The 11,827-nt window shown below is 62.8% G+C and carries 9 protein-coding genes; 2 read left to right on the top strand and 7 right to left on the bottom strand.

The window, feature by feature from the left end; translation table 11 throughout:
- The 4 genes from RA29_RS21920 to RA29_RS11590 form a co-directional block, all read right to left on the bottom strand.
- Complete coding sequence (locus tag RA29_RS21920) at positions 1 to 723, bottom strand: phosphotransferase (protein ID WP_052249626.1); 723 nt, start codon at positions 721 to 723, stop codon at positions 1 to 3.
- Positions 720 to 4,166 (bottom strand): pyruvate carboxylase, encoded by a 3,447-nt coding sequence (locus tag RA29_RS11580; RefSeq protein WP_039686173.1) that lies wholly within the window; start codon positions 4,164 to 4,166, stop codon positions 720 to 722. Before RA29_RS11580 ends, RA29_RS21920 begins: the two co-directional genes overlap by 4 nt.
- Positions 4,167 to 4,298: 132 nt before the next feature.
- Complete coding sequence (locus RA29_RS11585) at positions 4,299 to 4,844, bottom strand: superoxide dismutase family protein (RefSeq protein ID WP_039686175.1); 546 nt, start codon at positions 4,842 to 4,844, stop codon at positions 4,299 to 4,301.
- A gap of 105 nt (positions 4,845 to 4,949) precedes the next feature.
- Positions 4,950 to 6,089 (bottom strand): alpha-hydroxy acid oxidase, encoded by a 1,140-nt coding sequence (locus RA29_RS11590; protein ID WP_039687695.1) that lies wholly within the window; start codon positions 6,087 to 6,089, stop codon positions 4,950 to 4,952.
- Between the two features lie 138 nt (positions 6,090 to 6,227).
- On the opposite strand from RA29_RS11590, the gene RA29_RS11595 reads away from it, so the two are divergent.
- On the top strand, positions 6,228 to 6,710 hold the full coding sequence (locus RA29_RS11595) for a hypothetical protein (RefSeq protein ID WP_039686177.1): 483 nt from the start codon (positions 6,228 to 6,230) through the stop codon (positions 6,708 to 6,710).
- A 75-nt stretch (positions 6,711 to 6,785) separates the two neighbouring features.
- A complete protein-coding gene (locus tag RA29_RS11600; protein ID WP_039686179.1) occupies positions 6,786 to 9,215 on the top strand; it encodes a UvrD-helicase domain-containing protein in 2,430 nt (809 codons plus the stop codon).
- 233 nt (positions 9,216 to 9,448) lie between these two features.
- Here RA29_RS11600 and RA29_RS11605 read toward each other — a convergent pair whose 3' ends face one another.
- The 3 genes from RA29_RS11605 to RA29_RS11615 all read right to left on the bottom strand — a co-directional run bounded on the left by RA29_RS11605 (position 9,449) and on the right by RA29_RS11615 (position 11,652).
- The gene (locus RA29_RS11605; protein ID WP_082029524.1) at positions 9,449 to 10,384 is read right to left on the bottom strand and encodes a sigma-70 family RNA polymerase sigma factor; all 936 of its coding nucleotides are present in this window, start codon (positions 10,382 to 10,384) and stop codon (positions 9,449 to 9,451) included.
- Positions 10,381 to 10,929, bottom strand: a complete 549-nt coding sequence (locus RA29_RS11610; protein WP_039686181.1) for a hypothetical protein — start codon at positions 10,927 to 10,929, stop codon at positions 10,381 to 10,383. The genes RA29_RS11605 and RA29_RS11610 overlap by 4 nt, the downstream gene beginning before the upstream one ends.
- Before the next feature lie 492 nt (positions 10,930 to 11,421).
- Positions 11,422 to 11,652 carry a DUF1127 domain-containing protein gene (locus RA29_RS11615; protein ID WP_039687699.1) on the bottom strand — a complete coding sequence of 77 codons (231 nt, stop codon included), beginning with the start codon at positions 11,650 to 11,652 and terminating at the stop codon, positions 11,422 to 11,424.
- Positions 11,653 to 11,827: the final 175 nt, after the last annotated feature.

Below are 11,827 nucleotides of genomic sequence, written 5' to 3' on the forward strand. Positions count from 1 at the left end.
TCAACAAGGGGGGCGTACGGTTTTTCCGGCGCGTCTGTGGTGTGCAAGGAACGGTTTGACCAAGGCGCGGGCATGGTCGGGCTCGATCTGCCACGAACAGGCAATTTCCCATGCAGCGGCCGCGTGTCGTTCCGCTGGCGTGCCAAGACCAAGTGCCACGCGGTCAAAGCCGGGATGGTCCATGCGGGCTTCATCCCAGTCGATGATCGTGATCCTGTCGCCCGTCTGGATCAGGTTGGAGGCGTTCAGATCCCCATGCACCACGCAAGGGCCCTCATGGTCCAGCGCGCGCCAAGCCGCCCGGAGGGCGCGGGCCAGTGGCGGCGGAAGATGGCTCAGATTGATGTCGCCGCCATGCGGCAGATATAGGAGCGCCTTCGATGAGGCGAAGCCTTGCCGCTGCTTGATGGTTCGTGTCCCAAGCGCAAGCTGGGGCCAGACATCCTGCAGGCAGGATGGATCGCAGGGTGTGCCCCTGCAAAAGGGTTCGCAGGTCCAGCCATCCACGATCAACGTGCCACCCGCGCTGCGCATCGGGCGGGTAGCAGACAGACCCGACCGTTCAAGCGCGTCTATAACTGGCAGTAGCCACGCTATGCCCGCCTCGGATCGGCGCGTGGTTTTCAGGACGTGATCGCCCACCCGCAGGACCGTGTTGCGGTGCCCGCCGGGTAGGGGGGCGGGCGTGCCCATCAGCCCCCATGCGCCCAGCGGCGGGGTCACTCCAACTCGACCAGCAGGTCCTTGGCGTCGATTTGGCCGCCTGCGGCCACGTGCACGGCCTTGACCACCGCGTCGCGTTCGGCGTGGATGCCGGTTTCCATCTTCATCGCCTCGATGGTCAGGAGCAGGTCGCCTTCGCAGACTTCCTGACCTGCCGTGACACCCACGCTGGCCACAACACCGGGCATCGGCGCGCCAACATGACTGGCATTGCCGTCCTCTGCTTTCGGGCGCGAGACGGTTTGCGATTTGACCAGACGGTTGGGCACACGGATCGTCCGAGGTTGGCCGTTGAGTTCAAAGAACACACGCACTTCGCCGTCTTCGTTGGTCTCGCCCACCGCTTGTAGGCGGATTTCCAGCGTCTTGCCGGGGTCGATTTCTGCCGTGATCTCATCACCCGGTTTCATGCCGTAGAAGAACGTCTTGGTCGGCAGCGCGCGGACCGGGCCATAGGTGCGGTGCCGGCCCATGTAGTCGAGGAAAACCTTGGGATACATCAGGTAGCCCGACAGGTCCTCATCATCGACGGACTTGCCATCGAGTTGGCCGGACAGGTCAGAGCGGGTTTCTTCCAGGTCCACCGGCGGCACATCCGCACCTGGGCGGGCGGTGTTAGGTTCTTCGCCTTTCAGGATCTTCTGCTGAATCCCGTGCGGGAAGCCGCCGGGAGGCTGACCAAGGTTGCCGCGCATCATGTCGACGACAGAGTCAGGGAAGGCGACCTCTTTGCTGGGGTCCTCGACCTCGTCGCGGCTGAGCCCTTGGGACACCATCATCAGGGCCATGTCGCCCACCACTTTGGAGGACGGCGTCACCTTCACGATGTCGCCGAACATCTGGTTCACATCCGCATAGGTGCGGGCCACTTCCGGCCAACGCTCTTCGAGACCCATCGACCGCGCTTGCGCCTTGAGGTTGGTGAACTGACCGCCGGGCATTTCGTGCAGATAAACCTCGGACGACGGGGCCTGCATGCCGCTTTCAAACGCGGTGTAGTGAGCGCGAACCGCATCCCAGTAGTCCGAGATGTCGCGCACCGCGTCGATGTCGATGCCGGTGTCGCGGTCGGTGTGTTGCAGCGCTTCGACGACCGTGCCGAGCGTGGCTTGGGACGTGTTGCCTGACAGCGCGTCCATGGCGCAATCGACGGCGTCCACACCTGCCTCTGCTGCGGCGAGGATCGTGGCCACAGCCACACCTGCGGTGTCGTGGGTATGGAAGTGGATGGGCAGGCCCACCTCTTGCTTCAACGCGCGGATGAGTTGCTTGGCCGCGGCGGGCTTCAGCAAGCCCGCCATGTCCTTGAGGCCCAGCACATGCGCACCTGCGTCTTTCAGCTGGTTGCCCATATCGACATAGTATTTCAGGTCATACTTGGCCCGGTCCGGGTCCATGATGTCGCCGGTGTAGCAGATCGTGCCTTCGCAGATTTTGTTCTGCTCCTGCACCGCATCCATGGCGACGCGCATGTTTTCGACCCAGTTGAGGCTGTCGAACACACGGAAGACGTCGATGCCTGTGGTGGCGGCCACGCGCACGAATTCCTGCACCACGTTGTCGGGGTAGTTGGTGTAGCCAACCCCGTTGGCCCCGCGCAGCAGCATTTGCGTCATCAGGTTCGGCATCCGCTCGCGCAGGTCGCGCAGGCGTTGCCATGGGCATTCCTGCAGGAAGCGATAGGCTACGTCGAAGGTCGCACCGCCCCAGCATTCCATCGAGAAAAGCTGCGGCAGGTTGGCGGCATAGGCGGGGGCCACCTTGATCATGTCATAGCTGCGCATGCGGGTGGCCAGCAGCGACTGGTGCCCGTCGCGCATGGTGGTGTCGGTGATCAGCAGTTGCTGCTGGGACTTCATCCAGTCTGCAACGGCCTGCGGGCCCTTCTGTTCCAGCAGGTTGCGGGTGCCCATCTGGTGGGACGGGTCAGCTTGCAGCGATGGCGGCTTGGGGTCCTTGATGTCGGCGCGGGGGCGGGGGCGGTCTTTGACCTCCGGGTGCCCGTTCACGGTGATGTCTGCGATATAGGTCAGCACCTTGGTGCCGCGGTCGCGGCGTTTGGGGAACTGGAAGAGTTCAGGCGTCTCGTCGATGAACTTGGTGGTGTATTCATTCGACAGGAAGGTCGGGTGCTTGAGCAGGTTTTCGACAAAGGCGATGTTTGTCGACACGCCGCGGATGCGGAATTCGCGCAGGGCGCGGTCCATGCGGGCGATGGCGATCTCGGGCGTCGGGCCCTTGGATGTCACCTTGGTCAGCAGAGAGTCGTAGTAGCGGGTGATGACCCCGCCCGCATAGGCCGTCCCGCCATCGAGACGGATGCCAAGCCCAGTGGCCGAGCGGTAGGCGGTGATGCGGCCATAGTCGGGGATGAAGTTGTTCTGCGGGTCTTCGGTCGTCACGCGGGTTTGCAGCGCGTGGCCCATCAGTTTGATGTCTTTCTGCGCGGCCATGCCGGTGGCCTCATCAATCGGCTTGCCTTCGGCAATCAGGATTTGGGCGCGGACGATGTCGATCCCGGTGACTTCTTCGGTCACGGTGTGTTCGACCTGGACGCGGGGGTTCACTTCGATGAAGTAGAACTTGCCGGTTTCCATATCCATCAGGAACTCGACCGTGCCCGCACATTCGTAGTTCACGTGCTTGCAGATCTTGTAGCCGAGGTCGCAGATCTCTTCGCGCTGCTCATCGCTCAGATACGGCGCAGGGGCGCGCTCCACGACCTTCTGATTGCGGCGCTGGACGGAACAGTCGCGTTCGAACAGGTGGTACATCCCGCCATGTTTGTCGCCGAGGATTTGAACCTCCACGTGGCGGGCGCGGGTGATCATCTTTTCCAGATACCCTTCGCCGTTGCCGAAGGCCGCTTCGGCCTCACGGCGGCCCTCCAGCACCTTTTCCTCGACCTCTTCTTCACCAAAGATCGGGCGCATGCCACGACCGCCACCGCCCCAGGAGGCTTTGAGCATCAGGGGATACCCGATCTCTTTGGCTTCCTTCCGGATGGCGTCCATGTCATCGCCCAGCACTTCGGTGGCGGGGATGACAGGCACGCCAGCAGCGATGGCCACCTTGCGGGCGCTGGCCTTGTCGCCAAGGGCGCGCATGGTCTCGGATTTCGGGCCGATGAAGGTGATGCCGTTCTTTTCGCAGGCATCCACGAATTCCGGGTTCTCGGACAGCAGGCCGTACCCTGGGTGGATGGCATCTGCCCCGCTTTCGCGGGCGACGCGGATCATCTCGTCAATGCTCAGATAGGCCGCAACAGGACCCAAGCCCTCGCCGATGCGGTAGGCTTCATCCGCCTTAAACCGGTGCAGGCCCAGCTTGTCTTCCTCGGCAAAGACGGCGACCGTCTTTTTCCCCATTTCGTTGGCCGCACGCATGATGCGGATGGCGATCTCACCGCGGTTGGCGATGAGAATCTTCTGGAAATCGGGCATGGTGGTTCCCCCCGGGGCCGTATTTTGCAGTCGCGGCATTCTCTATGACGTTTACGTGACGCAAACAATACGTGGTTATGGGTAGGCGAGGTAGGGCGCATCGGGATGCGCCCTACGAGGTTGCATGGGGGGTTAGCCTGCTTCCAGAGTGCCGCAGACGATGCGCGGCCCTGCGCCGCCAATAGGCTGGCTGATCTGATCGTCCGCATTGGCATGGATCACAATGGCAGTGCCATCCGCATCCAGCAGCGGCAGATCACCGCCGTCGAGCGAGGCGCCGTCCTTGAAGAACTGCATCTCGCCCACGCCATCTGTGCCAACAAAGATGTTGCCCAGATCGCCTTTGCCGGGTCCTGCCGGGTTTAGAAGGCCGTGTTCGCCTTCGCCCTCACCATGGTGACCGTGCGAGGATTTGAATTCGGTCCCCGCATCGCAATGCGCCGTGGCATGAAAATGGACACCCTTCTTGCCCGGTGGCAGGTCGCTGACCCGGATGTGGACCAGCACGCCATGGGGGCTTTGTTGCAGGTTTGCCGTACCGATGACCGTGCCTTCGAGGTTCTTTAACTCAGCCGTCGCGGTTGTGCCGTGCCCAGCCGCAAGTGCGGCCTGCCCGCCGACGGCCACGCTGCCAGCCAGGATAGTCGAGACAAGTACGTTACGCATTGTCTTGGTCATTGATCGCTCCTTCAGGTTTGTGTGCAAGTGCAGAACCAACCCGTGATGTCCGGAGCTTATTCGATGCCAGTTTGTCGCACGGCGCAGGGGTCGGCGATGTGCCGCTCAGTCGCGTGCAAAGGGCTTCGGCAGGTCGCGCAAGGTGCGCGCACCCAGCTGGCCCATATTGGCCTTCAAATCTTCGCGCAGGATATGAACGAGATGATCAATCCCGTCCGGTCCGAGGGCCGCAAGAGCGTAGTGCCAGGCCCGGCCAAGCATCACGAAATCTGCGCCCGAGGCCATGGCACGCAGGATATCGAGGCCGCCCTCCACCCCGCTGTCGAAGATCAGCGGCAGCTTAGTGGCGCGGCGGATCGCGGGCAGCACTTCGATCGTACCGGGGGCTGCGTCGAACTGTCGGCCCGCATGGTTCGATACCCAAATCGCATCCACGCCCAGCCCTTCAAGCCGCTCCGCATCGGTGCCGCGCATGACGCCTTTGACCACGAAGGGGCCATCCCAGGCATCCCGCAGCCACGAGACATAGTCCCAATCGGGTGAGGTGCGCAGGAGGTAGCCGACATGGGCCGTCACCGGCAGGTTCTCTGTCGCGGCGGTGGTGTAGGCGTCCAGCATCCGCATGTGTGGCATGCCCTTGCGCGCCATCGCCAGCGCCCAGGCCGGGCGCATCGCGACCTGCGCCAGCAGGCGCGGCGTCAGCCTTGGTGGGTTGGTAAGCCCCGAGCGCGTCTGTCGTTCGCGCCGCGAGGCGACCGGCACATCGACCGTCAGCACCAGCGTCTTGAACCCGGCAGAGCGGGCGCGGTGCAGCATGTCGCGCCGGATGCCTTCATCGCGCGGCGGGTACATCTGAAACCAGGCATCATCGCCCAATACCGGTGCGACATCCTCCGGTGACGCGGCGGCAACTGTAGACAATGTGTAAGGCAGGTTCAGCCGCGCCGCCCCGCGCGCAAGGTGCCGTTCCGTATCCGGCCACATCAGTCCTGACATACCGACAGGTGCGATGCCGAAAGGCAGCGGGCGGTCGCGCCCGAGAAGCGTGGTGGACAGATCCGGTTCGAACTCGCCATGCAGGATTGACGGCATAAGGCCGACCCGGTCCAGCGCCACCCGGTTGCGCCGCCGCGTGGCCTCGTCGCCCGTGCCGCTGTCAAGGTACTCCCAGACGAATTTCGGGATGCGAGTGCGCGCGCGTGCGCGCAGGTCGCTGAGGGCGGGAAATCGGGTGTTCAGGTCCATGCGCGCGTTTATGACGAGCGCCACGTGGGGATGTCCAGCAAACCGAGCGGATCAGTGGCTGAGTTAAATCATTTTTTAAGGACATTTTCGCAAAAGTGGATTCGTCGCTCAATACACACCCCTGGGAAGGAACTGACCATGCAAGCACTGATCATCGACCGGCAAGCGGACCGCCTTGACCAAAGCCAAATCGCCCTCATGAATGCCGGTATTCAGGTCACGGGCACGGGCAGCCTTCTTGTGGCCGAGACGTGTATCCAACGCTTGGGTGTGGATCTGCTGGTGATCGAAAAGTCCACTATTGGCGACGCCTTGGGCGATACGCTGGGCATGGCCGAAGAAGGCAACAGTCATCTTGTGTCCATCCTGCGGACACCTGATGTGGCCGAGGATCAGGATGCGCTGTCGCCCCATTTCCCGTCATTGCACTGCATCGTTGGTCAAGAGGTCTCGAACGAGGTGGCAATTAAACTCGGGCTGGCGTCGCTGCGCGCGCAGGCGACGCGGTCGGCGATGCCTGCACGGGCGCTGCGGATGAAAAAGCCGAACCTCGAAGCGGCGCGCGCCGCATATGCCGCCCGTGTGCCGCAGGTTGATAATATCTTCGCCGAGGCGGTCTGACCTTTTAAGTCAGACGGCCTGGGAACAGATCAAGAACAGCTTTCGCTTTGCCATGGGCCGCGCTATGTTTGGCCCATGAGCAGTTTTGACGAATTCGACGCCTTCGAGGGGGCCTCTTTGTCGGCGCGCGCGATGCAGGCGCGCCCGCAGCCTTACCTCGACGGCCTGAACCCCGCGCAGCGTGAAGCGGTCGAGACATTGGACGGCCCGGTCCTGATGCTGGCCGGGGCGGGGACGGGCAAGACACGCGCGCTGACGGCGCGCATCGTGCATCTGCTGAATACGGGGCGTGCCCGTCCGAACGAGATTCTCGCCGTGACATTCACCAACAAGGCCGCGCGCGAGATGAAAAACCGCGTGGGCCAGATGCTCGGTCAGCAGATTGAGGGGATGCCCTGGCTGGGCACTTTCCATGCGATCTGTGTGAAATTGTTGCGGCGTCATGCGGAGTTGGTGGGGCTCAAGACGAACTTCACCATTCTGGACACCGACGATCAAATCCGGTTGCTCAAGCAACTGATTTCCGCCGCAAATATCGATGACAAGCGCTGGCCTGCGCGGCAGTTGGCGTCGATCATCGATGGGTGGAAGAACCGGGCGCTGACCCCGGATAAGGTACCCGCTGCAGATGCGGGGGCGTACAATCACAAGGGTGTTGATCTCTATGCGCAGTATCAGGCGCGGTTGAAGGAACTGAACGCTTGCGACTTCGGCGACCTGCTTTTGCACATGGTCACCATTTTTCAGACGCATTCGGATGTGTTGGCGCAGTATCAGCGCTGGTTCGCTTTCATCCTGGTGGACGAGTATCAGGACACGAATGTCGCGCAATATCTGTGGCTTAGGCTGCTGGCGCAGGGACACAAGAACATCTGCTGTGTGGGCGATGACGATCAGTCGATCTATGGCTGGCGCGGGGCCGAGGTCGGCAACATCCTACGGTTTGAAAAGGATTTTCCGGGCGCGCATGTGGTGCGGTTGGAGCAGAACTACCGCTCGACGCCCCACATTCTGGCCGCCGCATCCGGTGTGATTGACGGGAACGAGAACCGGCTGGGCAAGACGCTTTGGACCGACAAGAACGATGGCGAGAAGGTCCGCCTGATCGGCCATTGGGACGGTGAGGAAGAAGCGCGCTGGATCGGGGAAGAGATTGAGGCGTCCCAGAAAGGCACACGAGGTGTGCGGCCTATGTCCTTGGAAGATATCGCTATTCTGGTGCGCGCTTCGCATCAAATGCGGGCGTTCGAGGATCGGTTCCTGACCATTGGGTTGCCCTACCGCGTGATCGGTGGGCCGCGATTCTACGAGCGGATGGAGATCCGGGATGCGATGGCTTACTTGCGGGTGGTTGTGTCGCCCGACGATGATCTGGCGTTTGAGCGGATTGTGAACACGCCGAAGCGCGGGCTGGGCGACAAGGCGCAGCAGACCATTCAGATTACCGCCCGTGCCAATGGGGTGCCCTTGGTCGAAGGGGCGCGGCTGGCGGTTGAGCAGGGGTTGATAAAAGGCAAGGGCGGCAATGAGTTACGCGCCCTTGTTGACGGGATCGCGCGGTGGCATTCGAAACTGCGCGGGCCGCGGATCGAGGTCGCTGAGGACGACAGCGTTCTCGATGATGGTGCAGGGCCGCTGCGGGTTGAGTATGGGCCGCCGCCGGTGAGCCATATCGAGTTGGCGGAGATCATTCTGGACGAGTCCGGCTATACCGCCCATTGGCAGAACGACAAGACTCCGGAAGCGCCGGGGCGGCTGGAGAACTTGAAGGAACTCGTGAAAGCCCTTGAATCCTTTGAGAATTTGCAAGGCTTCCTCGAGCATGTTTCGCTGGTGATGGACAACGCATCAGAGGATGATGAGGCGAAGGTTTCGATCATGACGCTGCATGCGGCGAAGGGACTTGAGTTTCCTCAGGTGTTCTTGCCTGGCTGGGAAGACGGGCTGTTTCCGTCGCAGCGGTCGATGGATGAGAGCGGGGTCAAGGGGCTCGAGGAGGAGCGGCGGCTGGCCTATGTTGGCATCACGCGGGCGGAGGAGGTGTGCACCATCTCGTTCGCGTCGAACCGGCGGATGTTCGGGCAATGGCAGTCGTCCATGCCGTCGCGCTTTGTCGATGAACTGCCCGAGGATCATGTGGATGTGCTGACGCCACCGGGCCTATATGGGGGTGGCTTTGGGGCGGCTGCACCAAATATGGGGGCGGAATCGCGGCTGCATCAGGCGGCAGCGGACGCGAATGTGTATAATTCACCGGGCTGGAAGCGGCTGCAGGCGCGGGCCGGGGAGCGGCCGTTGAGCCAGCCGCAGGAGAGCCGAAATACCGTGATCGACCTCAATGCCGTGTCGGCCTTTACCGTGGGCGAGCGGGTGTTTCACCAGAAGTTCGGCTATGGCGCGATTGTCGGGATCGAGGGCGACAAGCTGGAGGTCGACTTTGAAAAGGCGGGGCTGAAGAAGGTTGTCTCGCGCTTTGTGTCGGGGACGGATGACATTCCGTTTTGAGGTCCGCGGGCTGAATGGTTAACGGGGCGTGCGGTGCCCCGTTTTGGCGAAACTGCACATTTTCATCTGGAAACTGCGTGTTTTGACCCCCGCGAGTCGGGGTGTTTTTCGGGTGATTTGGTGAAACTGCACATTTTGGGGCTGAAACTGCGTGTTTTGCAGGCTCGTGCGCGGCGCTTTGACGTTAACGGATCGGTTACGAATGGCCGCCCGTTAACGTTTGCGTTTCGAGCTTAACTGTTTTGAAGGGTTTGGCCGTCGGGCGGCTCTGTTTGCTGGCGCAAAGGCGCCCGCCCGCCGACCCGGTGTGCGAGCGCGGGCCAGAGCTTGTCCGGGTTGCGGAGGGTGTACATCCAGCAGATTTGACCGTGGGCGTTGAGGGCCGCTGTGAAGAGCGTGTGCGCCACGCCGTTGTCCGTCATCAACAGGGCGGGATGGCTATTGGCGGTGACTGGGACGGGCGTCAGGCCGCTTGCGTGTTTCAGGGTGACTGCGTGCGAGACCAGCACGATGTCGTCCGGGCCGATGAGCGGGCGGCGGGCGGCGCGGGCCTTGGCCCCGCCGTCGGAGATCGAGATGGCGTCGTCCGAGAGGTACGCCTTGGCCGCGTCTATGTCGCCCGTGGCGATGGCGGCGAGAAAGCCGCTGATCTGGGCGGCGCGTTTGCCTGCCGGTTGCGTGAGGTCCGGGGCGGATTGCGCGACCCGGCGGTGGGCGCGGCTGACCAATTGGCGGCAGGCGGCTTCGGATTTTCCCAGCGTTTCTGCGATGTCGGCATAGGAGGCATCGAAGGCTTCGCGCAGGACAAAGGCGGCGCGTTCGCTGCTGGGGAGCGTGTCCATCATCCACAGGAGTGCCAGTTCGCAGTCCTGCGCCAAGGCAAAGCTGTCTTCGGCGGTGTGGGTGTCCATGAGCAGCGGTTCGGGCAGCCATGGGCCGACATAGCTCTCGCGCCGCGCCTTGGCCCGGCGCAGGCTGTCGATGGCGACGCGGGTGGCGGCGGTGCGCAGCCATGCGGCGGGGGTGTGGATGGCGGCGTGATCCGCGGTGGACCATTTGAGCCACGTGTCCTGCACCGCATCCTCGGCCAGCGCGCGTTCGCCGAGCATGCGGTAGCACAGGGCCGTGAGCATGGGCCGCTGTGCTTCGAAGTGTTGGGTCCAGTTCATGCGGGGGCCGGGTCCGTGAGGGTGACGGATGTGCCGCCGACATCGAGCCGTTGGCAGAGCTTGCCGTGGCCCATGCCGCGTTTCAGCACCGGGTAGGTGCGGGTGAAGGCGGCCGCGAAGGAGGCGGCGATGATGGCGCGTGGGCCATGGGCTGCTTCGATCTGTGCGCGCAGGGCGTCGAGATTGTCGTCACCGCGGATGGCGGCCCATGCGAACTGGTAGCCGAGGCCGAAATCGCCTGCGGCGTCGGCCTGGCCGTTGAGGCTGGCCTGAATGTCTGCCGCTCGTGCGCCGAAGGCCAGTGCCATGTCCGCGGTGAGTTGGGCGCAGGGGCCACAGTCCCCTTCGACCGCCGCGCCGACCATGGCACCTAGGCGGATGTGATTCGCGCTGGCGGGGCCGGCGTAGTTGCTGACCATCTGGAACATCGCGAGGCGGAGACCGGCCCGTGGGTCTGTGTCGATCATGTCATGCTGGTATTGTGCGTTGTAGTTGAACGCGCGGGCAAAGCGGCGGGTGCTGGCGTGGAGAAGTGCGCGGATCATTGGGTCTGCTCCTTGGGGTCTATTGAGGGGACGAGGGTACGGCTTGTCCAGACCGGAGGCGGGGTGTGTCGGGGGGAGATGTGCGGCATGTGGTCAGCCCTGGTTCCTGTTGCTGTTGGAACCTGTGACGCAGCGCGGCCCGTGGATGTGACATCACGGGCGACATTTTTGGGGGGCTGAAAAAGAAAAAGCGGCGATCCCAGGGAGGAGGAGGGGATCGCCGCCGTCTTGATGCCCGCCGGTCAGGGAGGAGGAGGACCGGATCGGACACATCTGGTGCACCACTTGGTGCGGTATTCGCGCGGCGACATTCGGGAGGAGGTGAATGCCGCCGCTCTTGCAACATCGCGCCGGTCAGGGAGGAGGAGGACCGGGGTGCGATGTATCGCTGTGTTTTGTTTGTGCGGCGGCGCCAGGGAGGAGGAGGGCGCCGCCGCCAATTTCAGATGCCCTCAGGGAGGAGGAGAGGACGATCTGATCCTTGTGTTCGTGTTATGCGGCCAGCTCGTGTGCTGATTCCCATGCCACGCGCTTCAGTTCCGACCGGTGCAGGCCCAGATCGGCCAGTTCGCGGTTGGACAGGGCGCTGAGTTCGTTCAGCGTTGTGCGGTAGACGCGCCGTTGTGCGCGCCGGTCTGCGGCGGCTTCGAACATACGTGCTGCGGTGCCCAGGATGCGTTCAACTAGGTCGCTGCGCTGTGCTACGTCGTTGTAATAGGCCATGTTTTTTGCCTCATGCTCATTTCGTTGATGGTTATATAGGCCCATGCTGCACCTGCACAATACATACCGAAACAATGCTGCCATGCAGCAATTGCATAGACCCTGAGTTGAAATCGGCGGCAGTGTGCACAGGAATGTGGCGTGTGGGCCTTGACCATCGGCGGGCCCTTGCCAC

Origin of the sequence: Tateyamaria sp. ANG-S1 (genome assembly GCF_000814025.1) — a bacterium.
In the GTDB taxonomy this organism is placed as follows: Bacteria; Pseudomonadota; Alphaproteobacteria; order Rhodobacterales; family Rhodobacteraceae; genus Tateyamaria.